23 protein-coding genes are annotated in these 25,565 nt (G+C 60.5%); 6 read left to right on the forward strand and 17 right to left on the reverse strand.

The genetic code is table 11. The annotated features are described in order from the left end of the window. Nucleotides 1–6 precede the first annotated feature (6 nt). The 6 genes from ACQZ5G_RS23510 to ACQZ5G_RS23535 all read right to left on the reverse strand — a co-directional run bounded on the left by ACQZ5G_RS23510 (nucleotide 7) and on the right by ACQZ5G_RS23535 (nucleotide 7,926). Nucleotides 7–1,239 carry a M24 family metallopeptidase gene (locus ACQZ5G_RS23510; RefSeq protein WP_448739006.1) on the reverse strand — a complete coding sequence of 411 codons (1,233 nt, stop codon included), beginning with the start codon at nucleotides 1,237–1,239 and terminating at the stop codon, nucleotides 7–9. 315 nt (nucleotides 1,240–1,554) lie between these two features. Next, nucleotides 1,555–3,558 carry an aldo/keto reductase gene (locus ACQZ5G_RS23515; RefSeq protein ID WP_448739005.1) on the reverse strand — a complete coding sequence of 668 codons (2,004 nt, stop codon included), beginning with the start codon at nucleotides 3,556–3,558 and terminating at the stop codon, nucleotides 1,555–1,557. A gap of 45 nt (nucleotides 3,559–3,603) precedes the next feature. After that, nucleotides 3,604–4,689, reverse strand: coding sequence for an ABC transporter ATP-binding protein (locus ACQZ5G_RS23520; protein WP_448739004.1), 1,086 nt, complete (start codon nucleotides 4,687–4,689; stop codon nucleotides 3,604–3,606). Nucleotides 4,690–4,698: 9 nt separating this feature from the next. Then, entirely contained in the window at nucleotides 4,699–5,535 is an 837-nt protein-coding gene (locus tag ACQZ5G_RS23525; protein ID WP_448739003.1) for a carbohydrate ABC transporter permease, read from the reverse strand. Beyond that, complete coding sequence (locus ACQZ5G_RS23530) at nucleotides 5,532–6,392, reverse strand: carbohydrate ABC transporter permease (protein ID WP_448739002.1); 861 nt, start codon at nucleotides 6,390–6,392, stop codon at nucleotides 5,532–5,534. Before ACQZ5G_RS23530 ends, ACQZ5G_RS23525 begins: the two co-directional genes overlap by 4 nt. A gap of 262 nt (nucleotides 6,393–6,654) precedes the next feature. Continuing rightward, nucleotides 6,655–7,926 (reverse strand): ABC transporter substrate-binding protein, encoded by a 1,272-nt coding sequence (locus ACQZ5G_RS23535; RefSeq protein WP_448739001.1) that lies wholly within the window; start codon nucleotides 7,924–7,926, stop codon nucleotides 6,655–6,657. A 92-nt stretch (nucleotides 7,927–8,018) separates the two neighbouring features. On the opposite strand from ACQZ5G_RS23535, the gene ACQZ5G_RS23540 reads away from it, so the two are divergent. Continuing rightward, nucleotides 8,019–8,909, forward strand: coding sequence for a helix-turn-helix domain-containing protein (locus tag ACQZ5G_RS23540; protein WP_080820769.1), 891 nt, complete (start codon nucleotides 8,019–8,021; stop codon nucleotides 8,907–8,909). On the opposite strand, the gene ACQZ5G_RS23545 is transcribed toward ACQZ5G_RS23540, so the two are convergent. Further along, nucleotides 8,906–9,760 (reverse strand): AraC family transcriptional regulator, encoded by an 855-nt coding sequence (locus ACQZ5G_RS23545; RefSeq protein ID WP_448739000.1) that lies wholly within the window; start codon nucleotides 9,758–9,760, stop codon nucleotides 8,906–8,908. The genes ACQZ5G_RS23540 and ACQZ5G_RS23545 overlap by 4 nt on opposite strands. Before the next feature lie 123 nt (nucleotides 9,761–9,883). Here ACQZ5G_RS23545 and ACQZ5G_RS23550 point away from each other — a divergent pair, with 123 nt between their 5' ends. After that, nucleotides 9,884–11,086: an MFS transporter gene (locus ACQZ5G_RS23550; RefSeq protein WP_448738999.1), complete on the forward strand. Its 1,203-nt coding sequence runs from the start codon at nucleotides 9,884–9,886 to the stop codon at nucleotides 11,084–11,086. An 85-nt stretch (nucleotides 11,087–11,171) separates the two neighbouring features. After that, complete coding sequence (locus ACQZ5G_RS23555; protein WP_065656179.1) at nucleotides 11,172–12,068, forward strand: LysR substrate-binding domain-containing protein; 897 nt, start codon at nucleotides 11,172–11,174, stop codon at nucleotides 12,066–12,068. Nucleotides 12,069–12,092: 24 nt separating this feature from the next. Here the strand turns inward: ACQZ5G_RS23555 and ACQZ5G_RS23560 are convergent, their stop codons facing one another. From ACQZ5G_RS23560 to ACQZ5G_RS23605, 10 genes are all read right to left on the reverse strand, one after another. Then, a complete protein-coding gene (locus ACQZ5G_RS23560; protein WP_269702679.1) occupies nucleotides 12,093–13,373 on the reverse strand; it encodes a TRAP transporter large permease in 1,281 nt (426 codons plus the stop codon). 3 nt (nucleotides 13,374–13,376) lie between these two features. Continuing rightward, complete coding sequence (locus ACQZ5G_RS23565; protein WP_448738998.1) at nucleotides 13,377–13,928, reverse strand: TRAP transporter small permease; 552 nt, start codon at nucleotides 13,926–13,928, stop codon at nucleotides 13,377–13,379. 141 nt (nucleotides 13,929–14,069) lie between these two features. Further along, nucleotides 14,070–15,065, reverse strand: a complete 996-nt coding sequence (locus ACQZ5G_RS23570; RefSeq protein ID WP_448738997.1) for a DctP family TRAP transporter solute-binding subunit — start codon at nucleotides 15,063–15,065, stop codon at nucleotides 14,070–14,072. Nucleotides 15,066–15,085: 20 nt separating this feature from the next. Further along, the gene (locus ACQZ5G_RS23575; protein WP_448738996.1) at nucleotides 15,086–15,988 is read right to left on the reverse strand and encodes an NAD(P)-dependent oxidoreductase; all 903 of its coding nucleotides are present in this window, start codon (nucleotides 15,986–15,988) and stop codon (nucleotides 15,086–15,088) included. Between the two features lie 12 nt (nucleotides 15,989–16,000). Beyond that, nucleotides 16,001–16,303 (reverse strand): putative quinol monooxygenase, encoded by a 303-nt coding sequence (locus ACQZ5G_RS23580; protein ID WP_448738995.1) that lies wholly within the window; start codon nucleotides 16,301–16,303, stop codon nucleotides 16,001–16,003. 17 nt (nucleotides 16,304–16,320) lie between these two features. Beyond that, a complete protein-coding gene (locus tag ACQZ5G_RS23585; RefSeq protein ID WP_448738994.1) occupies nucleotides 16,321–17,679 on the reverse strand; it encodes an NAD(P)H-dependent oxidoreductase in 1,359 nt (452 codons plus the stop codon). 262 nt (nucleotides 17,680–17,941) lie between these two features. Further along, entirely contained in the window at nucleotides 17,942–18,955 is a 1,014-nt protein-coding gene (locus tag ACQZ5G_RS23590; RefSeq protein ID WP_448739077.1) for a LacI family DNA-binding transcriptional regulator, read from the reverse strand. Between the two features lie 116 nt (nucleotides 18,956–19,071). After that, complete coding sequence (locus ACQZ5G_RS23595) at nucleotides 19,072–20,082, reverse strand: D-altritol 5-dehydrogenase (RefSeq protein WP_448738993.1); 1,011 nt, start codon at nucleotides 20,080–20,082, stop codon at nucleotides 19,072–19,074. A 16-nt stretch (nucleotides 20,083–20,098) separates the two neighbouring features. Continuing rightward, a complete protein-coding gene (locus ACQZ5G_RS23600; protein WP_448738992.1) occupies nucleotides 20,099–20,869 on the reverse strand; it encodes a galactitol 2-dehydrogenase in 771 nt (256 codons plus the stop codon). Between the two features lie 262 nt (nucleotides 20,870–21,131). Then, nucleotides 21,132–22,445, reverse strand: a complete 1,314-nt coding sequence (locus ACQZ5G_RS23605) for an ABC transporter substrate-binding protein (RefSeq protein WP_448738991.1) — start codon at nucleotides 22,443–22,445, stop codon at nucleotides 21,132–21,134. Nucleotides 22,446–22,758: 313 nt separating this feature from the next. On the opposite strand from ACQZ5G_RS23605, the gene ACQZ5G_RS23610 reads away from it, so the two are divergent. From ACQZ5G_RS23610 to ACQZ5G_RS23620, 3 genes are all read left to right on the forward strand, one after another. Next, nucleotides 22,759–23,766, forward strand: a complete 1,008-nt coding sequence (locus ACQZ5G_RS23610) for a tagatose kinase (protein WP_448738990.1) — start codon at nucleotides 22,759–22,761, stop codon at nucleotides 23,764–23,766. Further along, the gene (locus tag ACQZ5G_RS23615; RefSeq protein ID WP_448738989.1) at nucleotides 23,763–25,040 is read left to right on the forward strand and encodes a D-tagatose-bisphosphate aldolase, class II, non-catalytic subunit; all 1,278 of its coding nucleotides are present in this window, start codon (nucleotides 23,763–23,765) and stop codon (nucleotides 25,038–25,040) included. Before ACQZ5G_RS23610 ends, ACQZ5G_RS23615 begins: the two co-directional genes overlap by 4 nt. A 66-nt stretch (nucleotides 25,041–25,106) precedes the next feature. Beyond that, a partial coding sequence (locus ACQZ5G_RS23620) for a carbohydrate ABC transporter permease (protein ID WP_448738264.1) occupies nucleotides 25,107–25,565 on the forward strand: 459 nt, incomplete at its 3' end.

The raw sequence follows: 25,565 nt of genomic DNA on the forward strand, positions 1-25,565 counted from the left end.
CGGCGCTCAGTCCGCCGATAAATCCCGCAGGCTGCGCGGCAGGCTGTTCATGCATTCCGCGCCGGAGGAGGTGACGAGGAACTGGTCCTCGATCATCAGCGCCCCCAGCCCTTCGCCATAAAACGGCGCTTCGAGCGCCACGACCATGCCGGGAAGAATGATTTCCGGATTGTCATGGGAAAAGAACGGCCATTCCTCGATGCCCACGCCACCGCCGACGGAATGGCCGAAATGGCCGCGATAATATTCGGTGAAACCTTGCCTGCGCATCGAGGCCAGCATGGCGGCGTGCACAGCACCGAATGTATTGCCGGGACGAATCGCTTCGAGCCCGCTGGCAAAGGCCGCTCCCAACGCGCTGAACACATCGGCGGCCAGCGGCGAGACCGGCCCCCACGAAAAACTCCGCGCGCCATCCGATGAATAACCATCGACCAGCGTGCCGACATCGGCCTTGATGAGCGCACCCGGCGTGACAACCGCCGCCATATCCGACAAAGCGGGTCCGACGGATATGTAGTCCCAATGGCTGCTCAGTGAAAACCCGGATTTCGCGGCATGGGCCTGTGCGCCGGCCTTCCAGGCGGCGGAAAGCCCGCCGAGCGCCGCGCCAGGCCTGACGGCATCGGCCATCGCGACCAGCCCGGCCTCCGCAGCCGTCGCCGCGCGCCTCAGAAGCTCGATCTCGCGCTCGGATTTCACGGCGCGCAGGCGGCGCAGCACGGCCGATCCGTCAAGCCAATCGACATCAGGCAGCGCCTGACGCAGCGCCAAGAAATCGGCGGCGGGCATGAATTCGAGGTCTGCGCCAATACGCGCCGCCGACAGCCCACGCTCCCGCAGCAGGTCGGCCAGCAGGCCGAAACAGGCAGTACGATCGAACGTCTCCGGCCTCGGACCACCGGAATTGTTGCGGCGATAGGCATCGCCCACCTGCGCGATGGTTTCGACGCCCGACAGATCGACCATATCGATCCAGATGCGATGGCAGCGCAGATCGATATCCGACGCGGCCTTCCTGACGAGCGGAGCGGCATGATCGCTGGCGACAGCGGCAAGCGGCGCATCGGCATCGGCCGGCACCAACGCAATTACCGAACCCGCCCTGCCCCACATGGTCGCGACACCGGCATGGGCGCCGACCGCATAACGGAAGGCTTCGGGCTGGAAAAGCACCAGCGCGTCGATGCCCGCTTCCCGCATCAGCTGCTGGGCACGGCTTCGGTCGATATCGCTCATGGGAACCCCGGTGATTGTTTGGCTGCAGGTTTATGAACCTACGCTTTAGCAGTCACCGGGAGAGGAAAGAAGGTGGAAGATGATGTCTCCATCCTGAGATTCGTCAGTTGGAGCGAGCGGATGCCCCTTGCTTCTTCTCCCCGCCGGGGAGAAGTCCGCGGCAGCGGGATGAGGGGGCGACGGCAGAGATGTGCGGAGAGCTTGCCCCCTCATCCGACCCTTCGGGCCACCTTCTCCCCGGCGGGGAGAAGAAATATGCCGCAACGCCTTGCCCTATCCGAATGAGCGGCGGATACCCCCCCGCCTCATTGCCTTTCACGCCTCCAGCCACTTTACCTGCTCATCCGTCAGCGCAATATCCAGCGCCGAAAGACTGTCTTCCAGCTCCGCAATCGTGCGCGGCCCGATCAGCGGAATGACCGGGAAAGGCTGGGCGATGACATAAGCGAGCGCGATATGGATCGGGTGGCGGCCGAGTTTCTGCGCAAGCTCGATTGCCCGGTCGCGGCGGACGAAATTGCGGTCGGAATACCAGACACGGACGATTTCCTCATCGTCATGCTTGTCGCGCCCTGCCCTGTCCGTGAAAAATCCACGTCCCTGACTGGACCAGGCGAAATTGGGGATCTGGCGCGATTGCAGCCATACCTTCCACTCGTCGTCCGATGCCGCAACGCAGCCCGCCCAGATGGGATCGAGCATTTCCGCCAGCGAGAAATTGTTGGAAAGCGCGGCCGGAGCCTGCTTGCCGTTCTTCGCAGCATAGGCGGCCGCCTCATCCATGCGCTCGCGCGTCCAGTTCGAACCGCCGAAAATGCCGCGAATACGTCCGCGCCGGACTTCGGCATCCATGGCATCGACGAACTCGTCGACCGGAACCTCCAGATTATCGCGATGCATGAAATAGGCATCGACATAATCCGTCTTCAGCCGCGTGAGCGACTGATCGAGCTGTTTGGCGATCATATCGGGATAGCAGAGCGGCGAATGTGCGCCCTTGCCGATCAGCACGATCTCTTCGCGCGGCACGTTGCGGCTGGTGTGCCAATCGCCGAAAATCGCCTCCGTCCTGCCTGCGCCATAAACATAGGCCGTATCGAAGAGATTGCCGCCCGCCTCGTAAAAGGCATCCAGCGTCAGGGATGCAGAAGCGAAATTGGGGAAGAATTCGAAACCGAGCGCGACCACGGAAGCGGGTTTGGCAAGGCCCGGAATCTGCCGCTTCGGCACTGCGTTTCCGGCCACGACCTTGCCGCCAGCAATATTGGCAATGCGCGACGTTGCTTTTTCAATGCTGTATTCGAGCCCGACGGAAGCCCGCCATTGATCCATGACACGCAGATTGCCGAGGCTGTCGGCCCAGGCCATGCCGGGTGCCGCGAATTCATGTCTGCCCTGGCGAATTGCCTCACCCGCCGCATCGACTTCGAAGGAATAAAGCCAGCGATCCTCCGGCAACTCGATGGTTTCGACCTTGTCGCCCCTGATGATATCGATCCGGCCGGTGCCGCCCTTGTGGCCGGCGGCGAACCAGAAATCCTTGACCTCGATGCGCCCTTCCGAGCCGATGATGCGCAGCACATTGTCCTGCGCCGCCATGATCGAGCACGAGACTTCGGCGACGATGCCGTTTGAAAATTTCAGCACCGCTGAGGCCCATTCATCAACGCCCGACTGGCCGAGATGGGCAGCACCCGCGACCTTTTCCGGCTCGGCAAAGGGTTTGCCCTCTACGGCACCGGCGATCATCCGCACCATGGAAACCGGATAACCGCCGACATCGAGAATGCCGCCGCCCGCCGTTTCATTGGCGAAAAGCCGGTGATCGGCCCGGAACGAGCCCATGTTGAAACCGAAGCTGGAGCGGATGATGCGGATATCGCCCACCGCCCGGGCTTTCACCAGTTCCAGCAATTTCGACGTCTGCGGGTGCAGGCGATACATATAGGCTTCGCCCGCGAAGACACCGGCCTTTTTCGCCTCGTGGAAAATGGCGTCGGCATCATAGGCCGAGAGCGCGATGGGTTTTTCTACCAGCACGTTCTTGCCGGCCCGGATCGCCTTGATCGCCCATTCGGCGTGGCCGGTATGGGGTGTGGCGATATAGACCGCATCGATAGCGGGATCGGCAAGCAGCGCATCGTAACCCTTAATAATGCGCGCACCGGCGAAGGCTTCGGCAAGGCCGGGCTTGTCCGGATTGCGGGTGGCGATGGCCTCTAACCTGCCGGTGCGGGAATGGGCAATGCCATCGGCAAAAGTTCTGGCGATGGTGCCCGGGCCGATGATGCCCCAGCGGATCGGTTGTTCGGTCGTCATGAAATCCTCGTCCTTCATATCAGTCTTGGGTGCTTGGGAAAGGGTTCAGCGCAGGCGGTCGCCCTTGCTGTCGAAAAGGAAAGCGCGGCGGGCGGAAAGGCCGACAGTCAGCCGGTCGCGATTGCCGACATCGCGCGATTCCGGCCGCTCGATGATGAGCTGCTCGCCGCCTTCTGTACGGGCATAGACATAGCTGGTATTGCCGAGATGTTCGGCGACATCGACATGCACGGTGAGATCGGCATCGCCCGCGCCCGCATCGGCAAAATGTTCAGGCCGGATGCCGAGCGACACCCTGGCTCCCTCGTTCAAACCGGCCGTGACCGGCAGGCTCAGCCGCACCGCAGGGTCGCTGTCGAGCGAGAGCGTAACGCCCTTCGCGCTGCTGCCGACGATGGTGGCTTCCAGAAAATTCATCTTCGGCGACCCGACGAAACCGGCAACGAAGCGGTTGGCGGGATCGTCGTAAAGATCGAGCGGCGCGCCGACCTGTTCGATATTGCCGGCCCGCAGCACCACGATCTTGTCGGCAAGCGTCATCGCTTCGGTCTGGTCGTGGGTGACATAGATCATCGTCGTGCCGAGCTGCTTGTGCAGCCGCGAGATTTCCACGCGCATCTGCACCCGCAATTCCGCATCGAGATTGGATAGCGGCTCGTCGAACAGGAAGACCTGCGGTTCGCGCACGATGGCGCGGCCGATGGCAACGCGCTGGCGCTGGCCGCCGGAAAGCTGCTTCGGCCGGCGCTCCATCAATTCGTTGATCTGCAGAATTTCGGCGGCGCGGTTGACCCGCTTTTGCGTATCCGCCTTGGGGTTACCGTTCATTCTAAGGCCAAAGGAGAGGTTTTCGGCCACCGTCATATGCGGATAAAGCGCATAGGACTGGAACACCATGGCAATGCCGCGATCGGCCGGATCGGCATCGCTGACCGTTCTGCCGCCAATCACGATATCGCCACCGGAAATATCCTCCAGCCCGGCGATCATTCTGAGAAGCGTGGATTTGCCACAGCCGGAGGGGCCGACGAAAACGACGAATTCTCCGTCCTTTACTTCCAGATTGGCGCCATGGATCACTTCCAGCGCGCCGTAACGCTTGACCACGTTATTGAGCGAAAGTTCCGCCATGCGGCCCCCTTACTTGACTGCCCCGGCGGAAATGCCGGCGATGAAGTGACGCTGCAAAGCCACGAAAACCACGAGGATGGGTGCGGTGAGCAGCACCGCGCCGGCCATGATGCCGCCCCATGACACTTTGGTGAGCCCGATGAGGGTGCCAAGCGCCACGGGTGCGGTCATCATTCCTGGGCGGGAATTGATGAGAAGCGGCCAGAGGTAATTGTTCCACGAGGCCAGGAAGAGAATGATAGACAGCGCCGCCATGGTGGGTCGCGCCAGTGGCAGGGCGATGCGCAGGAAGATCTGCCATTCCTTGACGCCCTCCACCCGTGCCGCGTCGAAAAGCTCGGTCGGCATCATCGAGAAGGATTGCCGCATGAACAGCACGCCGAGCGAGTTGAACAGCGGCGGCACGATCAGCGCCACCCAGGTGTTGGCGAGCTTGAATTCCCGCGCCACCATGATGAATTGCGGAATGACGACGACGGCAAAAGGCAAAGTGATGGTGCCGAGAATGATGGCGATCACCACCCCGCGTCCGGCAAAGCGGTAACGCGCCAGCGCCCAGCCGGCCATAGAGGTCAGGAACACCGAAAGCACCGTGTAGATGACGGCGACGCTGATCGAGATGAACATGGCCCTGAGGAAATTGGTGTCCGCCTGCAGATTGTTGAAATTCTCGACGAAATTGGTGGATGGCACCAGCACGATATCCGGGCTGAAAATGCCGTAGTCCGGCATGGTCGAGAACACGAACATCATCCACAGCGGAAACAGCCAGATGATGGCGAGCGGTGTCAGCGCCGCATGCAGGGCGATCTTCTGCCAGAAAAGCGATCTCGATTTCGATCTCATTTCGGCTCCCTCCCGACCCAGAGATTGAGGAGTGAAATGGCGATGGCGAGCGCCGCCATGGTGTAGGCAATGGCCGAGGCGTAGCCGAAATTGAGCGAGGTGAAGCCCTGTCGGTAAAGGAAGAGCCCCAGCGTTTCCGTACCGCCGCCCGGCCCGCCGCGATTGGTGATGAGGAAGGGTTCGGCGAAAAGCTGCATGGTGCCGATGACCGAGAGCACGACGCAGAAGAGGATGATGGGTTTGAGGAGCGGCAGGGTGATATAAAAGAACTGCTGGCGCTTGCTGACCTTGTCCAGCGTCGCCGCCTCATAGACATCGCCGGGGATCGATTGCAGTCCGGCGAGAATGATGATGGCGTTATAGCCCGCCCAGCGCCAGGTCACCGCGATGATGACCAGCGCCATGGCCGCATTGGCATTGTCGAACCACGAAATGGGCGAAAGGCCGACTGACGTGATGAGCTTGTTGACGATGCCGAAATCGGCGCTGAACATCAGCCGGAAGACAGCCGCATAGGCCACCTCGCCAACGACGACAGGCGCAAAAAAGGCAAAACGATAAAGCGGCCGCGCCTTCAGGAGCGGCGAATTCAACAGCACCGCCATGACGGTGGCGAGCGCGATCATCACGGGCACCTGAATGACCAGAATGATCAACGTATTATAGAGCGCATTGTAAAAAGCCGGATCGGAAACCAGCCGCCCCCAGTTCATGGAAGGCGCAAACCGCCACGGGTTGATGCGCGTGTTCTGGAACGACAGCATGAACGAACTGATGATCGGCCAGACCCAGAAGGTGGCGAAGATCAGGAGATAGGGCGCAAGGAACGCATAGGCGATCCTGTTCCTAGACGGCATGACGACCTCCAGATGCCGGGCAGGGCCGGATAAATGGAAAAGCTTCAGAAAGAGCTTCCCCCATTGAGGGGAATGCTTTTGCACGACGGAGCCACTGGTTTCTTCTCCCCGAGGGGGAGAAGATGGCCCGAAGGGTCGGATGAGGGGGCAAGCTCTCGATTTATCTCTACCCTTGCCCCCTCATCCCGCTGCCGCGCGTTTCTTCTCCCCGGCGGGGAGAAGAAACGCGCGGCATCCGCTCGGTCCATCAACCGCCGACTGTTTACTCCGCGACCGGCAAACCTGTAGCCGTTTCGATCTGCTTGGCCGCATCATCAAGTGCTGCTTTCGCATCGGGATATCCGCCCGCAAAATATTTCGTCTGCGTCGCCTTGTAGATCGCATCCGCATCCGACTGGAACGCTGTGCCCCGGCTCGGCACGATCTTCGGCAGGGTGGCGAGAATATCGCTCCACACCGCCTGCCCGCCCCAATAGGCTTGCTTTTCCTTCACAAAAGGATCGTCGATGGCTGATAGCAGCGAGGGAACGAGGCCGAAGGATTTCAGCATCGTCACCTGCCCTTCATTGCTGGTCAGCGCGTAGTCGATATATTTCCACGCCGCCTCCTTGTGCTCGGATGTCGAGCTGATCGCCAGCGACGAGCCACCGAGATTGGCCGCATGCGGGCCATCCGCCGTCAGGCTCGGCATCAGATAGACGCCCCATTTGCCGGAAAGATCAGGAGAGCCGGAACGAACCGTGCCTTCATACCAGGCGCCATACATCTGGCTGGCCGCCTTGCCGGCCGTGTTGGCCTGGATTTTTTCATCCCAGATCGCCGCCGTGATGATGCCAGCGTCCTTCATTTCCTTGACCTTTTCAAGGGTCGCAACACAGGCGGGCTGGTTGATGGTGATGTTCTGGCCATCGGTCGAAAAGTAACCGCATCCCTGCTCATTGGCGATCATGCGAAACCATTCGCTATCGCCGTTAAAATCGGCCTGCGCCATCACGGTGCCGGGATTGGCGGCCATGACCTTCTTGCCGGCGGCGATGAAATCATCCCAGCTTTTGATGGTGGCCGGATCGACGCCTGCCTTCTCATAGAAGTCGCGGCGATAAAATACCGCGACCGGACCGGAATCCCACGGAACCGCATAGGCGACGCCGTCAACCTCCAGTTCCGTGCGCTTGAAATCAGGGAAAAGCGCCTGTTTCTCAGGCGTATAGCCAAGCTCGGTCAGATTGGCGAAACAATCGGGAAAACGGCTCCAGAACAGTTCCGCTTCGAAATTCTCGATGGTGACGATATCGGGAAGACCATCGCCCCCGGCTGCGCAGGCGGCCAGCGTCTTGTCAAAAACCTGATTGTTTCCAAGGTCTTCAACGACGATCTTGATATCCGGATTCTGCTTGTTGAAGCCCTCTACCGTGGATTTCAGCGCGGAAGCCGCGACGTTCCAGCTCCAGATGGTGACGGTTTCGGTTTGCGCGAAAGCCGGAGCTGCGAGAAGCAGCATGGCCGTAGACGCGCCAAGAAATTTCAAGCACATTGAAAACCTCCCTTTTTCAATTGCCGTTCTTCAGCGAACATGGGCACATTAGCGGCGGCAGGAAATCTGTCTCGTAAAAAGGGAACATCGATTTGGCGGAAAGTAAGATTGCTGAAAGAGCCTTCTACCAGCCGGGTGCAAGCAGCATCGAAGGCATGCCGACAACGCTGCAGCTTTTTCACAATCATCCGCCCATCATGCTCAGGCCCCACTGGCACGCGCAGGTGGAAGTGAATTACGTGATGTCGGGATCGGTGCATTATCGCATGGGCGATCACGACCTGACGCTCGATGCCGGCCAGATGTGCATCTTCTGGGGTGGCCAGCCGCACCAGATGGATCACTCCTCCGACGATTCCTTTTACGCCGGCGCACATCTGCCGCTCGTGCATTTCTTCCGCATGCGCCTGCCGGCCACCGTCTCCAGCCTGCTGATGGGTGGTGCTACGATGGTGAGCGCTGAGACAGACCGGGCAGATGCGGAGAATTTCGGCCGCTGGTTCCGTTACGTCACTTCGGGCGAACAGGCGAAAGCCCAGCACGCAGTGGAGGAATTGCTGCTCAGGGTCGAGCGGATGTTCCTTGAACCCTACTCCGTCATATCATCCGCCGCCAATGGCAAACGCAGGGAGGATGACGAGGGCATGGCGCCCTCCATCGGCGTGGTGCGCATGTGCGACTTCATCGCCGCCAATTTTCTTGACGATATCGACGCGACGGAAATTGCCCGCGCCGCCTCGCTGCATCCGAAATATGCGATGAACCTGTTCCGCAAATCCACCGGCATGACGCTGATCAAATATCTGACCCTGCTCCGGCTTTCCCGCGCGCAGGCGATGCTGATGACCGGCAAGGACAATATCCTGCAGATCGCCATGGAAAGCGGCTTCGGCTCCGTCAGCGCCTTCAACAAGGCGTTCCGCCAAATCGCCGGCATGTCGCCTTCCGATTTCCGCCGCGACATGCGGGCGACGGCGGCTTAACCTTCGATCTCTTCGAAATCGGAAAAAGCAGCGCTGCGCTGCCGCGCCGCCTGCCGATAGGCCCTTGGTGAACTGCCCAGCATTCTTCGGAACATGGTGGTGAAAGCCGGTATGTTTTCATAACCGGCATCCAGCGCCACATTCGTCACCGCTTCGCCGGCCGCCAGTCTCGGCAGGGAGGCAAAGATACAGGCCTGCTGGCGCCAGGTGACGAAACTCAACCCCAGTTCCTTGCGGAACAGCCGCGTAAAAGAACGCCGGCTGATGCCCATGGCCGCCGCCCAATCGTCGATCTCCACCCGCGCCACCGGTTTTTTCAGGAAATCACGGCACAGCGCCGCCAGCCGCTGATTATTTGGAAAAGGCAGTCCGAGCGGCCGTTCCGGCAGGCGGTTGACCTCATCCAGCAACAGCGCCCGCACAAGGCCCTGCCGGTGGAATGCCGAGGGCTGGTGTTCCTCCGCCAGCAGCTCCGCAATCAGGCTGGAGGCAAGATCGGTTATTTCCACCACCCTTGGCGCACCGGCATGGAAAAGCTCCGGGTGAACATAGATCGAGTGCATCTCCACCGTGGAAATGGTCTCGGCCTCATGTTGCAGCCCGGCGGGGATGAGCAGTCCGTGGCCCGGCGGTATCATCCAGCGCCCGTCCGCAGTGCTGACCAGCACGACGCCCTGACGGGCGCACCAGATCTGCACCCGGCTATGGCTATGGGGCGGCGTGCGGTGCCCGGTGGGATAAACGCGGCAAAGCGCCAGCACCGGCTCATTGGTGCCGTCGATCAATTTCAGGCTGCGTTCATGCTCGTCCTGCGTCACGCTCCAGGGCTGCCGCGATTTGATTTTTGCCATTTGGCCCACTCACAAAGAAAATCGTCCAGAACACAAATGCAGGCCAGAAACAATATGAATAAAAGCGGGAAGAAATAAAGACATGTTTCCCGCCTTCCGCCGGGAACCGAAGAGGACTTCATCATGGCCACTGTCACCAGCGCCGGCAACAGCTTCAATCCGCAACGCACGGCGTTCTCGATCATCGCAGCCGCCAGCTTCTGCCATATGCTGAACGACATCATGCAATCGCTGCTGACGTCGCTTTATCCGCTGCTGAAGGCGAATTACGCGCTCGATTTCATGCAGATCGGCCTGCTTACCTTCGCCTTTCAGGTCACCGCGTCGCTGCTGCAGCCGGTCGTCGGCATGGTGACGGATCGCTGGCCGATGCCGTTTTCCCTGCCTGTCGCCATGCTGTCCACCTGCGCCGGTCTCATCACGCTTGCTTTTGCCCATAGTTTCGAGGTTCTGGTGATCGGCGCCTGCCTCATCGGCATCGGTTCGGCGATCTTCCATCCGGAAGCCTCGCGTGTGGCGCGTCTGGCATCCGGCGGCCGTCATGGTCTGGCGCAATCCTTCTTCCAGGTGGGTGGCAATACCGGCACGGCCATCGGCCCGCTGCTCGCCGCCTTCATCGTCATCCCGCTCGGTCAGACGAGCCTCAGCTGGTTCTCGCTGATCGCGCTCGTCGGTTTTGGCGTGCTTTCCTGGGTTGGCGTCTGGTACACCCGCCACCGCCGTGCAACGGTCGGCAAGGCGCCGGCCAGCCGCACGCTTCCCCTTGCCCGCGGCACGGTGATCATGACGCTTCTGGTACTGGTGGTTCTGACCGCCACCAAGAATGCCTATCTCGCCAGCCTGTCCAGCTACTTCACCTTCTACACCATCGACAAGTTCGGTCTTGGTGTTCAGGACGCGCAGGTTCTGCTGTTCCTCTTCCTCGGCGCTTCGGCACTGGGCGTGTTCTTCGGCGGCCCGATCGGCGACCGTTTCGGCTCGCGCGTCGTCATCTGGTTCTCCATCCTCGGCGTCATTCCCTTCGCGCTGCTGTTGCCCTATGCGAACCTGTTCTGGACAGCCATTCTCGTCGTTGTCATCGGCTTCGTGTTCTCCTCCGCTTTCTCGGCCATCGTCGTGTTTGCGCAGGAATTGGTGCCGGGCCGCGTCGGCCTCATCGCCGGCATGTTCTTCGGTTTCGCCTTCGGTTTCGGCGGCATCGGCGCTGCGGTTCTGGGTGTTTATGCGGATAAGGAAGGCATCGAATTCGTCTACCGCATCTGCTCCTACATGCCGCTGCTCGGCCTGCTCACGGTGTTCCTGCCGAAACTGCCGAGCCACCGCTAAAAGCCTCGCGTTCAACGCTTTTCAACACGGCGGTCACCTGTGATACTCCGGTGACCGCCGTATTCCGTTGAGCAAAGCCCTGCCCATGCAAATCCCGATAAAATCGATCCTCGTTTTCCACGCCGCGGCAAGGGCGGGCAGCATTTCGCGGGCGGCGGAGGAACTGAGCGTCACACCTTCGGCCGTTTCCCAACAAATCCAGCTGCTGGAAGGCCAGCTCGGCACGACCCTGATGGCGCGAACCGGCCGCAAGGTGACATTGACGGAAGCGGGCGAGCGCTATTTCTCGATGATCACCGCCCAGATCGAACAGATATCAGACGCCACCGACAGTATTCGCGGCTTCCGCTCTGTCACCACGCTGACAATCCGGGCGACGCCGACCATCTCCAACAAATGGCTGCTGCCGCGTCTCGGCTCGTTTCTGGAGGAGCACCCGGAACTGGAAGTGCGCCTCGACGGCACCAACGAGCCGACCGATTTTTCGCAGGAGCTTGTCGATATAGAGCTGCGCCATGGCGATGGCCGATGGCCGGGCCTCTTCGTGGAAGGGCTGGTGGAGGAGGAATTCCTGCCGGTCTGTTCGCCGAATTATAAGGGTGCCGGTAAATTCCTGCCCGAGGAATTGCAGAACCAGCGGCTGATCCATTCGGTCAAGGCGCAGGCGCAATGGAACCACTGGTTCCCGCTGGCCGGCGTGACAGCCGAAAAGCGCTGGCGGCGGGTCCTGTTCGACCGCAGCCACATGGCCATCGATGCCGCCGTTCTCGGCATCGGCGTGGCGCTGGAAAGCACCTTGATGATGGAGCGGGAGCTGCAGGACAAGATGCTGGTGCCGGCCGTGACCGACGCGCCGCGCATCAAGCTCGTCACCCAATGGATCGTCTGCCCGCATTCCCATCTGCGGCAGAGAAAAGTCATGCTTTTTCTGGAGTGGATGCGAAAACAACGCGACGAGTGGCAAGCCCGCCGCGTTGTCTGATGGTTCAGGCAATCCGTTTTCGCGTCAATAAAGCCCCATCAGCCGGATTGGCCCGAGCGTCAGCACCGGGAAAAGCACCAGTGCGAAGATGGCGAGCGTCAGCACCGTCATCGGCGCCAGCGAACCGCGAATGACATCCTCGATCTTCATATTCGCCACCTGTGCCGCCGCAAACAGGCAGACCCCCACCGGCGGCGTCACCAGCCCGAGCGTCAGCGTCATGACAGTCACGATCAGGAAATGAATCGGATCGATGCCCAGCGCCTCCACCGGCGGCATCAGCACGGGGATGAGGATGAACATGGCAGGGATCGCTTCCATGAAGATGCCGATGATCAGCAGAAAGACGAAGATGACGAGCATGCCGGTCATGGGGCCAAGGTTCATGGCCTGCAAAAGCTCGGCCACCTGTTCGGGCAGCCCATCGAAGGTGAAGACCCAGGCGGCAAGCTGCGAGGTGGCGGCGATGAACAGGATCGTGCCGGAAATGCGCGCCGTCGAAATCAATATTTCCGGCAGTTCCCGCACCGGCAGCGTGCGATAGACGATGACGCCAAGCACCGCGACATAAACCACCGCGATGGCTGCTGCTTCCGTTGGCGTGAACAGGCCGCTGGCAATGCCGATGATCAGGATCAGCGGGGTCAGCATTGGCAGGATTGCGCGCAGACCGGTGACGACGACCAGGCGGAAATTGAAGGGTGTCGGCGGATTGTAACCGTAATGCACCGAATAGAAGTGGTTAAAGACCAGAAAGGCGAAGGCGATGAAGAGGCCGGGCACCAGACCGGCGATCAGCAGCGTGCCGATCGACACGTTGGCGATGGAACCGGCAATCACGATCAGGATCGACGGCGGAATGATCGAGGAGAGCGTGGAGGTGCAAAGCGTCATGCCGACGGCATAACCCTTCGGAAATCCATGCCGCTCCATGGCCTTGATCTCGATGGCGCCGACCGAGGCGATATCGGCGACGGACGAGCCGGAGACGCCGGAAAAAATCACCGATGAGATGACGTTGACGTGGCCGAGCCCGCCGGGAAGCCAGCCGACCATGGCCTCGGCGAAATCGAAGATGCGCTCCGCCACACGCCCCCGCTCCATGACGGTGCCGACGAGGATGAAAAGCGGCACGGCGACGAGGAGGAAGGAGTTCATCGACGAGAACATCGTCTGCGACAGCAGGTCCATGGGCATTGAGGTGAAGAGCCAGAGCGTGCCGACACTGGCGAGCGCCAGCGCAATGGCAAGCGGCACGCCGAGCATGCTGAGACCGAAAAAGGCGATGAGAAGAAAGACCGACATGGCTCAATGTCCTGCTGAAATGGAGATATCGGCATGGGCGATCTCGTCCGCCGGCAGGCCAAGCTCGGGAAGCGCTATGAGCTCCCGGCGGCTGCGCAGCGATTCGATGATGGCGAGCACGGCGATGATGGCGGAAACGGGCAAAACCATGCCGATGGCCCACATCGGGATCGGCAGGGTGGCGGCGGTCTCGTTCATCATGATCTGCTGGCGCACCAGGGTGAAACCCGTCCAGCCCATCATGCCGAAGAAGAAAACGGATGAACCGACATAGATCGGCACCGCCAGCCGCCGGAAGAAGCGGTGGAACAGCACCAGAAACACCACGACACGGGCGCTTTCAACGGTGCGGAAACCGGCGGCAAGGCCAAGGAAGACCATCCAGATGAAAAGAAAGCGGGTCGCCTCCTCGGTCCAGGGAAGCGGACTGCCGATGAGGCGGCCGATGACCTGAAGAAGAACGACGATGAGAATGCCGGCACAGGCTGCCCCTGCGGCCATATCGGCGATGAGTTTAACGATGGTGCCGAGCACCGAAGGTTTCGTATCGCGCATGACAATACCCTTCCACTGCTGAAACCGGATATCCGGTAAACGAATGCCACCCTGCCTTTCCGGCAAAGCAACGCCTGCTGACGTTTGGGGACGGCCGGGCCTGCCAAAAGATGCAGGCCCGGCCTCCAACTGCGGGAAACGTCAGTTCGTCTTAAGGAAAGCCTGCGTCTTGTCGAAGAACGCCTGATCTTTCACCAGCGCCGAGAACTTCGCTGAAAGCCCGGCCGCTACCTCTACGAAGGCCTTGCGTTCATCATCGGTCAGCGTGTTGACCTCCATGCCGTTCTTCTTCAGCGTCTCAAGCGACTTGTCGATATCGGCAGCGTCGTTCTGCGCTTTCCAAAGCTCGGTTTCGATGGCAGCCTCCTTCAGCGCAGTCTTGAAGCCCTCGTCGAGACCTTCAAAGCGGGCCGGGTTCATGCCCAGCACCCAGGCGTCGGCGATGTGGTTGCTGATCGTCAGATACTTCTGCACCTCGTAAAGCTTGGCGCTGACAGGCACGTTGACCGGATTTTCCTGCCCATCGACAACTTTCAGCTGGAGCGCATTGTAGACTTCTGCGAAGGCCATCGGTGTCGGGGCAGCCCCCATGGCGCCGAAGAATTCGACCCAGAGCGGATTGTTCGGCACCCGCAGCTTCATGCCCTTGAGATCGGCCGGCGATTTGATCGGCGCCTTGGAATTGGTGATCTGGCGCAGCGGCCGCGACCAGAGATCGAGCCCGAGAATGCCGATTTTGCTCAGATCGGTGGAAAGCTCCTTGCCGAGATCGCTGTCGAGATAGACCCGGAGCTGGTCGATATCGCGGAACTGGTAGGGAATGGCGATGGCAGTGAATTTCGGATTGAATGTCGCGTAAAGCGAGGTCGAATTCAAAAGCATGTCCAGCGAACCGCCGGCCAGCTGCTTGACGCCCGCCGAAGGGTCGCCGCCATACAGCGTGCCGTTCGGGAATACCTTGATCTTGAGTTTGCCGTCGGTCTTTTTCGAAACGATCTCGGCAAACTTGTTGGCAGCAAGCGTAATTTCGGACGTATCCGCATCGGGCGTCGAAAGCGTCAGCGTTTCCGCCTGTGCGATGGATGCGACCAGCATGGTGGCGGCCAGAGCCAGCCCGTAAAGTTTTGAAATTTTCATGTGTTCCTCCCTTGTTATCTCTAGACAGTTTCGAGCGTTCCTCCGAACGCATTCATGCGCTTAATCTCAAGGATCACGCCGCTGTGATCAAGCTCGCCCGCGCCATGCTCGACCATGGAGCGGAACAGCCGGTCAACCTCCTCGCCGACCGGTAATTTCAGGCCACGGCTTTCGGCGAAAGCCAGCGCCGTGGACGTATCCTTCACCTGATATTTCGCCGGGCCGCCGGGGCGGAAATCGCCATCCACCATGCGTTTTCCGTGTTGGCGGAAGACGGTGGACTCGGCAAAACCGCCCAGCAAAGCCTGGCGCACCTGCGCCGGGTCGGCTCCCCCGGCTTCAACGAGGGTGAGAGCCTCGGCGACAGCGCAGATTGTCGAGGCGACGATCAGCTGGTTGGCAAGCTTGGCCAATGAGCCGCAGCCCACCGGCCCGACATGGGTGACGCGGCCAAGGCAATTGAGGAGTGGTCGCAATGCATCCACATCCCCCTGTTCCCCGCCGGCCATGATCGCGAGCGTACCTTCAATCGCCCCCTTTTCACCGCCGGAAACCGGTGCGTCGACATAACGGACGCCATGAGCCTTGGCCACCTCCGCCTGTTCGCGTGCGCTGTCGACCGGGATGGAACTCATCACCAGCAGAATAGCACCGGGCTTCATGGTGGAAACGACACCCGAGGCACCGAGCAGAACCTCGTTGCAGACCGGCCCGGAACTCAGCATGCAGATGACGACATCGGCTTCGGCCGCAGCTTCGGCAGCCGTGGCCGCCGGCTGCACGCCTTTTGCCGCCAGAACCGCAGCTTTTTCAACGCTGCGGTTCCAGGCTTTGACGGAAAACCCGGCCTCCGCCAGACGCCCCGCCATGGGGGCACCCATGATACCCGTTCCGATAACGGCGATCCGGCGGATGTCTGCCATCGCTCCCATCCTTCAAAGCCATTGCCGGTTCAGGAAACGCACCGGCAGTTCTTCTTCGATGAGGGCGGGAAATGCCTCGCGAAACCGATCGAGATGTGGTGTCTTCAGGTGATCGTCGAAAGCCTCACGGCTGTCGTAGACCTCATAAAACACCACATTGTTTCCGGTTTCCGGCCGCACCACATCGAATTGCCGGCAGCCCGGTTCATCCTCAACCGAATGCTTGGCGTCATCGCGCGCCGCATCGAGAAAGGCGGCCATCGCGTCGGGCTTCACCCGGAATTCTGCGATCACCACGAAAGCTCCGTTCGACATGCTCTCTGCCCCGCCCATCACGCCGCAGCGTCTTTTTGCGGACGGAAGTTGTTTTCCATGTCCTGGCGCAGCTTCACCACGTCAAGATCATTGACCAGTTCCACATCGTCGAAGCTGACGATCTGGTCTTTCTTGATGGCGCGCTTCAGCTTGACATTATGGGCAAGGCCGATCGGCAGCGCCTTGATGTCGAGGCTGCGGGTGGCCGGAATGGCGTTCGCCCAGACCGCGTAACCGCCCTCGCCGTCGAGCATCTCGCCGGGCTGCATATCCTTCTTCGCCGTAGCGACGGCATCGCCGCGGAACTCCCTGGAGCAACCGGTCGCTTCGTTGCGCAGCACGGCGGAAAGCACGCTGATCGAGGTTTCCAGCCCGATGATGTGGAACGGGCGCCACATGGAAGCGTACCAGCCGGACGGGTCGGTCAGCAGGCCATATTGCTTGAAGCAGGCGCGGGCATATTCATTATGCGCCTTGAAGGTGACGAAAACGCCGTAGCGAATGTTGTTGAACACCTCGCGTCCGTCCGGCTCCTGGCTTGCGGCAATATCGACCAGACCGGAGCGCGACATACGGCCGCCATCGGCAGCCGGGCGGAAGACGCGGGCGAGATCGTGCAGGCCAGCGGGCGGGAAGGCCAGACCGTCATCCGGGCAATCCAGCCCCGTGCCATTGGCGACGGCCGCCATTTCGATGGCCGCCTTGGTGCCATCGGTGAAGGAATTGTACATTTTCGGATTGAAGTCGCCCTTGGCCACCTCCTCATCCGTCCAGCCGAAATAACCCCAGACCGTGTCCGGCGTCGAATAACGGTAACGCGGCTCGAAATTCATGCCCTTGCCAGCGGAAACGACCTCGAAGCCGGTGGCGCGCGCCCAGTCGACCAGCTCGCAGATCAGCGCCGGCTGGTCGCCGTAAGCCATGGAGTAAATCAGGCCCTTTGCCCGGGCCTTTTCAGCAAGGATCGGCCCGACCATGACATCGGCTTCGACATTGACCATGACGACGTGCTTGTTGTGCTCGATGGCGCCCAGTGCATGGCGTGCACCAGCCAGCGGATGGCCGGTCGCTTCGATCACGCATTCGATCTCGCCGCAGGCGAAAAGCTCGTTCACATCGTCGGTCACATAGGTCTTGCCGCTCTTCAACGCATCGGCGCAGCTTGTCGCGTCGTAACGCTCCTTCGGCCAGCCGACGCGGTCAAACGATTCCCTTGCCTTGCCGACATTGAGGTCTGCGACGGCAACCATGTGGAAACCGGCAATGCGCTGCGCCTGCGCCAGCACCATGGAGCCGAACTTGCCGGCGCCGATAAGACCAACCCGGACAGGTTTGCCGCCGGCTGCACGCGCTGACAGAAGAGAATAGAGATTCATGTTTTGACATCCTTCGCTGGGGAAATTGCTGGCGAGAATGTCCAGTCAGCCCGGCGAAGGCCATGCGACACCGAGGCAGCGAAGGCTTATCCCTCGCGGCACGGACGGCATGACGATCTAACGTTCCTCCCGGATACCGGCACGCCTTTGCGCCGGCTCTCGCGGTCGCCTCCCAAAGCAACCTTGAGAACAGAGTAGGAGCGTTCAAATATTAGTTCTATTTAGAAAATCAGATTCTTTGTTTAGCTTATCTAACAAATCATCAGGCCGATTTGCGCAGCATCAGATCGGCGCTGAGGAGAATGCGCTCGCGCATCCGCGTCGCGTCATCCGCCTCCTCGTCCAGCTTCTGCAACAGAAGCTCGATCGACAGCCTGCCGATCTCATTATAATTCTGCGCCACCGTGGTAATCGGCGGGCAGGCATAACGCGACAGCGGATGATCGTCATGGCCGGCGACCCTGAGGTCATAATCCGCACCATGGCCGACCCTGATGCCCTTCTGGAAGGCGGCGGCGATGACGCCGAAGGCGATACGGTCGTTGGCGCACAGAATGGTACGCGATGGCAGAGACCCCGCCCCTTCCAGCAGCCGGCCCGCCTCATCGAAGGCGAAACGCTCGAAATCCCAGGTGACAATGTCCGGAACGTTGATCACCTGCGGCTCGAAACCAAGGCGCCGCATGGCCTCCTCATAGGCGGTGCGACGCGTGGCGGCATTGGTATTGACCTGCGGCATGTCGAAGAAACAGGGCGGCTCGCCCGAGCGGCAGAGATAATCCACCATCAGCCCGACACTCTGACGATTGTCCGTGCCGACAAAGGCCGAGGTCTCGTCGAGCGGCGAATCGACATAAACGATCGGAATGCTGGCGGCGAGCTGCTCCAGCGTGGCGCGGTGGGATTTGACCCCGAGCGGCGCGATGATCGCACCGGCGACATTCATCGACTTGAAGGTGCGGATGGCGCGGTCTTCGATTTCCGCCTTGCCATCCGATGACAGCACAAAGGCAAGAAACCCCGCCTCGTTGGCGATGAGTTCGATACGGCTCGTCAGCGCCATATAGAAGGGATCGGTGGAATTCGGGATGATGATGCCGATGATATTGGAGCGGCGGCGGTTGAGATTGACGGCGAAGATATTCGGCCGGAAGCCCGATTTCTTCAGCGCATCCTCGATGGTGTCCCGCGTCTTCTTGCGGACCGAGGCCGGATCATTGAAGTATTTCGAAACAGTCGGGCGCGAAAGGCCGACGAATTCCGAAAACTCTTCCATCGTCCTGATAGATTTGGCCAAAGTGCTTGCCCCCATGAGATATTACATGTGGTACTTTATATCGACCGGCCTTCGCACGAAAAGCCGGTCGACTGCGGTTATCAACCACCAAACGATCATTCGGCTGCAAATTGCACTTTCATGGTAGCCGGATCGGATGGTTTCTTCGTAAAGAACGGCAGCATCTCCGAAAGCGGCAGCCGGTGCGAGACGAGCCGCGCCATGACATCGCCATCCGTTTCCAGAATGGCAAGCGCCTGCGGTATGTTGCGGTTCAGCGAATGCGAACCGACAAGCTTCAGCTGACGCCTGAAGATTTCGAAGGGCGCAACCGAAATGCGGGCATCCGGCGCGCAGACGCCGAAGAACAGCGCCGTGCCGCCATCGGCAACCAGCGGGATCATCGCTTCCGCAACGGGGGCGATACCCGTCGCATCGGCCACGACATCGAAAGACTTCTTTTGCCGCAGCAGCGCTTCCGAACCGGAAACCGCCACCTGAAGCCCGAGATTTTCGGCAAAAGCCAGCCTGCTTTCGTTGATGTCGGCAATCGTCACCGTCTCGATGCCGCGCGCTTTCAACGACAGGGCAAGCAGCAGTCCGATGGGACCGGCTCCGAAAACCAGCGCATTTTCAGCCACCGTTCCGTTCTCGCCAATGCCCGCGCTCTGCATGCCGTTGACGACGCAAGCGAGTGGTTCGGCCAATGCCGCGACATGATAGGGCATGGAGCCAATGCCATGCAGGTGATCGGCGCGCACCAGGCTGAATTCCGCAAAACCACCATTATGGGAAACGCCATAGGCCTTCAGCGTGCAGCAAAGATTGGTCAGCCCCTTCCTGCAACTGGCGCAGGTGCCGCAGGGCAGATTGGGATCGACCACCACCCGGTCGCCGGTCTTTATGCCCGTCACATCGGAAGCCACGGCCGCGACTTCACCGGCATATTCATGCCCCGGAATGACCGGAAAGGCACCGTCGCCGTAGCGCGCGTGGAGAACGTCGATATCGGTGTGGCAGAGGCCGGAAGCCTTGACTCGCACGAGCGCGTGGCCCGGCGGCAGATCGGCAACGGGAACTTCCGCCAGAACGGCCTGTCCCTTCTCGACGAATTGAATGGCATGCATGGTCATCTCCGGCTTTTCAGCTCATCCAGTTGCCGCCGTCGACATTATATGTCTGGGCGAGAATATAGTCGCTGTCGGAAGAGGCGAGGAAAACCGCAAGTCCCCTGATGTCGTCGGGCGTCGCAAAACGGCCGATCGGCACGGATTTCGCCACCGCCGCCTTCTTCTCGCCTGGCTTTAAGCCTTCCCACTTGGCGAAATGCGCATCGACCACTTCCCAATGCTCGCCATCCACGACGCCGGGCGCAATGGCGTTGACATTGATGCCATGCTTGACGAGCGCTAGCGCCGCCGACTGCGTGGCGGAAATGATCGCCGCCTTGGAGGCGCAATAAAGCGTCACCAGCGCCTCGCCGCGCCGGCCGGCCTGGCTTGCCATATTGATGATCTTGCCGCCGCGCGCGCGCTCGATCATGACATTGGAGACAGCCTTCATCATGAACAGCGGCCCCTTGAGATTGATGTCGAACACCCGCTCATAGCTCTCTTCGGTAATGCCGTTGATCGGCGCCATATCGAAGATCGCGGCATTGTTGACGAGAATATCGATACCGCCGAACTCCTCATCCACCGCCTTCACCACCGCATCGATCTGAGCGAGGTCGGTGACATCCAGCCGCACCGCCTTCGCCGAAGGGCCGATGGCGGCGGCAGACGCCGTGGCGCGGGCAATATCGATATCGGCGATGATGACCTTTGCGCCCTCATCGGCGAAAGCCTGCGCAAAACCAAGGCCGATACCGCGGGCAGCGCCGGTGATCAGCGCAACCTTGTTGTTCAATCTCATGTCGATCTCCGTGATGCATGGCGGGTCAATTGGCCATGCTCGTTTGTTGTTCGATGCTTTTCCTCACTCCCCTCATTCCTGTGCTTGTCACAGGAATCCAGCCGACGCGCGTCTGCGCGGCGAGAGAGTCCTTCCAACCCAAAGACTTGGGCTGACTGGATTCCTGTGACAGGCACAGGAATGAGGGAAGAACTGGCCCTCAATCCCCACCCATGCCGCCCGCCCCCGAAAGGCGAACGGGCGGCACGCCGGGAGGACGCGGCTACTTGATGTAGCCCGCGCGGGTCATGTCACGCTCGACCTGTTTCTGGGCGCCTTCGAGCGCCGCATCGACGGTCTGCTGGCCGGAAAGGGCAGCCGCGATCTGCTGGCCGACAATCGTGCCGATGGACTGGAATTCCGGTATGGCGACGAACTGCACGCCGGTATAGGGCACCGGATCCTTGGTCGGCTTGGACGGATCGGCAGACATGATCGCCTTCAGCACCGTATCCGCAAAGGGCGCGGCCTTCTTGTATTCCGGCAACTCATAGGTGGATTTGCGCGTGCCCGGCGGCACGGCCACCCAGCCTTCGCTTTCACCGACCGTCTTCACATAGTTCTTCGACGTCGCCCATTTGACGAAGGACTTGGCGGTTTCAAGCTTCTTCGTGCTGTTTGGAATGGCGAGGTTCCATGACCAGGACCAGCTCGAACCGTTCGGCGTCGCCTCCACCGGAGCGCGCGTAAACGCGGTCTTGTCGGCAACCTGGCTCTGCTTGGGGTCATAAACGCGGCCCGCCGCAGAGGTGGCGTCGATCCACATGGCGCAACGGCCGGAGGAAAACAGCGTCTGGTTCTCGTTGAAGCCATTGGCGGCCGCGCCGGGCGGGCCGTAGGAGGTCATCAGAGCCACATAATCCGAGATCGCCTTTTTCCACGGCTCGCTCGTCAGCTGCGGTTTCCAGTCCATGTCGAACCAGCGGCCGCCATAGGTGTTGATCATGGTGCCGAGGAAAGCCATGTTCTCGCCCCAGCCCGGCTTGCCGCGCAGGCAGATGCCATATTGCTGCTTCGACTTGTCGGTCAGCTTGGCGGCGAAATCCTTGATCTGGTCGTAGGTCGGATTGTCCGGCATCTTCAGGCCGGCGGCGTCGAACAGATCCTTGCGGTAAAGCGTGAACGAGCTTTCGGTGTAGAACGGCACCGCGTAAAGCTTGCCGTCGACAGTCAGGCCCTTTTTGATCGGATCAAGCAGATCGGCGTAATCGTAGTCGTCGCCGAGATCGCCGACCGGCGCCAGCCAGCCCTGCTTGCCCCAGATCGGCGCCTCGTAACCGCCGATGGTCATGATGTCGAACTGGCCGCCATTGGTGGCGATATCGGTGGTGACGCGTTCGCGCAGAACATTCTCTTCCAGCACGATCCAATTGATCTTGTTGCCTGTTTCCTTCTCCCAGGCGCTGGAAAGCTTCTGCATGATGATCATGTCGCCATTGTTGACGGTGGCGATGTTGATTTCCTCCGCCTGCGCCAGACCGGCGAAAAGGCCGATGCCAACGACGGACGATGACAGAATTCCAATTAATTTGCTCATGAGACCCGCTCCTCCTTTACGGATGTCCACGCATAACAATACATGCGTAAATTTTTTATCTCGCAAAATCCGCTCTCTTGTCAACGTCCGAAAATAAATCGCAGCATGGAGACACCGTCGACCGCACTAGTAAATCACTGTTTTAAAGCGAATATTATCATAAAAAATTATTTCCAGAGGCGCCCTACTTGCTGCGATGCAACAAAATTTTCGTCACCTCATATATTGACGCGCGTAAATTTTTGAATGATATCCGAAAACCAGAAGCCCTCGGGACGGCGGGATTACCTCCGCCAAAAAGGACGGGAGCCGAATGCATATGGAGGAGACGATGAGGCAGACATCCGCACTGGCGCCGCACACGAAAGGCCCGACCATCACGGCGGGGGAAATCCTCGTGGAAATCATGGCGACGACGGTGGGCGACGGCTTTCTGGAGCCGCAGGCGCTGATCGGCCCCTTTCCGAGCGGCGCGCCGGCCATCTTCATCGATCAGGTGGCGCGCTGCGGCGGAGCCGCCGGCATCATTGCCGCAGTCGGTGACGATGATTTCGGCCGTCTCAATGTCGAGAGGCTGCGCGGCGATGGCGTCGACGTCTCAGCCATCGCCACCATAGCCGACCGGCCGACGGGCAGCGCCTTCGTGCGTTACCGGGAAAACGGCGCACGGGACTTCGTTTTCAACATCGCCCATTCGGCGGCCAGCGAAACGCATATGACGGCTGAAGCGCAGGCTCTCATCGAAAAAGCCGGCCATGTGCACGTCATGGGATCGGCCTTCGCGATTGCCGGCATTGGCGACATCATTCTCGAAGCCATCAGACGCGTCAAGGCGCGCGGCGGCTCGGTCTCCTTCGATCCGAACATCCGCAAGGAACTGGCGCAGGGCGATGCCGGCCGCAGGCTGATCGACGATCTGCTTGAGATTACCGATCTTCTCCTGCCCTCCGGCGAGGAACTTCAGGCGGCCTCCGGACTGGATGACGAGGACGCGGCAATCGAAAAGCTGCTTGCCTCCGGTATCGGCGAAATCGTTCTGAAACGCGGCGCGGATGGCGCAAGCCATTTCAGCCGCGCCCATGGACGCATCGACGTCCCCGGCTTGCGGGTCCGCGAAATCGACCCGACCGGTGCCGGCGACTGTTTCGGCGCAACCTACCTCACCTGCCGCCGCCTCGGCATGCATCCGCAAAAGGCACTCACCTATGCCAATGCCGCCGGCGCGCACAATGTCACCCGCCGCGGCCCGATGGAAGGCGCCGCCAACCTTTCCGAACTCGACGCCTTTATGGCCGCGCAACTGTCGGAGGAAATCCTGTGACCGGTATACTCGAAAATCTCGCCGCCGCGCGCCGCTCCGGCAAGCCCGCCGGCATCACCTCCGTCTGCTCCGCCCATCCCGTTGTTCTGCGCGCCGCAATCCGCCGCGCCGCCGCCGGCAGGACACCGGTGCTGATCGAGGCGACCTGCAATCAGGTCAATCATCTCGGCGGTTATACCGGCATGACGCCACGGGACTTCGTCAGCTTCGTCAACAGCATTGCCGAGGAAGAAGGGTTGCCCCGCGAACTGGTGATTTTTGGCGGAGATCATCTCGGCCCCAATCCCTGGCGCAAGGAAACGGCCGAGGAGGCGCTGACAAAAGCCGCCGCCATGGTCGAGGCCTATGTGACGGCGGGTTTTCGCAAGATCCATCTCGATGCCTCGATGGGCTGCGCCGGTGAACCGGCGGCGCTGGACGATCACACGATAGCCAACCGCGCCGCCAAACTTGCGGCCGTCGCCGAAAAGGCCGCCACGGCTGCCGGCCTGCCGAAACCGCTTTATATTCTCGGCACCGAGGTGCCGGTGCCGGGCGGGGCGGACCATGTGCTCGACACGGTCGCGCCGACGCAGCCGCAGGCGGCGCGCCAGACCATCGACCTTCACCGCGAAATATTCGCGCGACACGGCCTTTCCGATGCGTTCGAACGGGTCATCGCCTTTGTCGTACAGCCCGGCGTGGAATTCGGCAGCGACAATGTCGTCGCTTACGATCCGCAAGCGGCCACCGCCTTGAGCGCCGTGCTGGACGCCGAACCGCAACTGGTCTTCGAGGCCCATTCCACCGATTACCAGACGCAGGCCGCCCTCACGACACTGGTATGCGATGGATATCCCATCCTGAAAGTAGGCCCCGGCCTGACCTTCGCCTATCGCGAGGCGCTTTACGCTCTCGACATGATCGCCTCCGAGATGATCGGCGATTATGGCGACCGTCCTTTGGCGCGGACCATGGAGAAGCTGATGCTTTCCTCACCCGGCGACTGGCGCGGACATTATCATGGCGATGACATCACGCTGCGATTGCAGCGCCACTACAGCTACAGCGACCGTATCCGCTATTACTGGACGCGGCCGGAAGCGCTTGCGGCCGTTTCCGCCTTGCATAAGGCGCTGGATGGGAAGACAATTCCCGAAACCCTGCTGCGCCAGTATCTCGGCGAGTTGCCGCTCGCGGCAGTTGCAGGAAAGGATATGGGGGAGGTTCTGGTCGCGGCAGTGGATCAGGTGCTGGCGACCTACCATGCAGCGACGGGCGAAGATCGTCACTAAGACAATCGTTAAATTGGGATGCCCCGGCGGGAGACGTTGCGGGTATCGGTCAGGGAGGGGAAACTCATGGCAACCCGAAACACGAGCGGTCTTGCGCGAGTGATGCTTGCGCCATCGGTGCTGTTATTGCTGGTGTGGATGATCGTGCCTCTGGCGATGACGCTGTGGTTCTCGTTCCAGAACTACAATCTCCTCAATCCGGCCAATGTCAGCTTTGCTGGTCTGTTCAATTACCAGTATTTCTATACCGACCCGGCCTTCTTCCAGTCGATCTGGAACACGCTTTTGATCGTCGGCGGCGTGCTGTTGATCACGGTGGTTGGCGGCATTGCCATTGCGCTTTTACTCGACAATGACATTTTCGGCCAGGGCATCGTCCGCATCATGATCATCTCGCCCTTCTTCGTCATGCCGCCGGTGGCCGCATTGGTGTGGAAGAACATGATCATGCATCCCGGTTACGGCGTGCTTGCCGATCTTTCCCGCTTCTTCGGTTTCCAGCCGGTCGACTGGTTTGCGCAGTTT

The sequence above is a fragment of the Agrobacterium sp. 22-214-1 genome (assembly GCF_053522465.1).

Coding starts and splice junctions, on each gene's coding strand:
- ACQZ5G_RS23510 (WP_448739006.1), bottom strand. CDS start 1,239: ATGAGCGATATCGACCGAAGCCGTGCCCAGCAGCTGATGCGGGAAGCG.
- ACQZ5G_RS23515 (WP_448739005.1), bottom strand. CDS start 3,558: ATGACGACCGAACAACCGATCCGCTGGGGCATCATCGGCCCGGGCACC.
- ACQZ5G_RS23520 (WP_448739004.1), bottom strand. CDS start 4,689: ATGGCGGAACTTTCGCTCAATAACGTGGTCAAGCGTTACGGCGCGCTG.
- ACQZ5G_RS23525 (WP_448739003.1), bottom strand. CDS start 5,535: ATGAGATCGAAATCGAGATCGCTTTTCTGGCAGAAGATCGCCCTGCAT.
- ACQZ5G_RS23530 (WP_448739002.1), bottom strand. CDS start 6,392: ATGCCGTCTAGGAACAGGATCGCCTATGCGTTCCTTGCGCCCTATCTC.
- ACQZ5G_RS23535 (WP_448739001.1), bottom strand. CDS start 7,926: ATGTGCTTGAAATTTCTTGGCGCGTCTACGGCCATGCTGCTTCTCGCA.
- ACQZ5G_RS23545 (WP_448739000.1), bottom strand. CDS start 9,760: ATGGCAAAAATCAAATCGCGGCAGCCCTGGAGCGTGACGCAGGACGAG.
- ACQZ5G_RS23550 (WP_448738999.1), top strand. CDS start 9,884: ATGGCCACTGTCACCAGCGCCGGCAACAGCTTCAATCCGCAACGCACG.
- ACQZ5G_RS23555 (WP_065656179.1), top strand. CDS start 11,172: ATGCAAATCCCGATAAAATCGATCCTCGTTTTCCACGCCGCGGCAAGG.
- ACQZ5G_RS23560 (WP_269702679.1), bottom strand. CDS start 13,373: ATGTCGGTCTTTCTTCTCATCGCCTTTTTCGGTCTCAGCATGCTCGGC.
- ACQZ5G_RS23565 (WP_448738998.1), bottom strand. CDS start 13,928: ATGCGCGATACGAAACCTTCGGTGCTCGGCACCATCGTTAAACTCATC.
- ACQZ5G_RS23570 (WP_448738997.1), bottom strand. CDS start 15,065: ATGAAAATTTCAAAACTTTACGGGCTGGCTCTGGCCGCCACCATGCTG.
- ACQZ5G_RS23575 (WP_448738996.1), bottom strand. CDS start 15,988: ATGGCAGACATCCGCCGGATCGCCGTTATCGGAACGGGTATCATGGGT.
- ACQZ5G_RS23580 (WP_448738995.1), bottom strand. CDS start 16,303: ATGTCGAACGGAGCTTTCGTGGTGATCGCAGAATTCCGGGTGAAGCCC.
- ACQZ5G_RS23585 (WP_448738994.1), bottom strand. CDS start 17,679: ATGAATCTCTATTCTCTTCTGTCAGCGCGTGCAGCCGGCGGCAAACCT.
- ACQZ5G_RS23590 (WP_448739077.1), bottom strand. CDS start 18,955: ATGGAAGAGTTTTCGGAATTCGTCGGCCTTTCGCGCCCGACTGTTTCG.
- ACQZ5G_RS23595 (WP_448738993.1), bottom strand. CDS start 20,082: ATGCATGCCATTCAATTCGTCGAGAAGGGACAGGCCGTTCTGGCGGAA.
- ACQZ5G_RS23600 (WP_448738992.1), bottom strand. CDS start 20,869: ATGAGATTGAACAACAAGGTTGCGCTGATCACCGGCGCTGCCCGCGGT.
- ACQZ5G_RS23605 (WP_448738991.1), bottom strand. CDS start 22,445: ATGAGCAAATTAATTGGAATTCTGTCATCGTCCGTCGTTGGCATCGGC.
- ACQZ5G_RS23610 (WP_448738990.1), top strand. CDS start 22,759: ATGCATATGGAGGAGACGATGAGGCAGACATCCGCACTGGCGCCGCAC.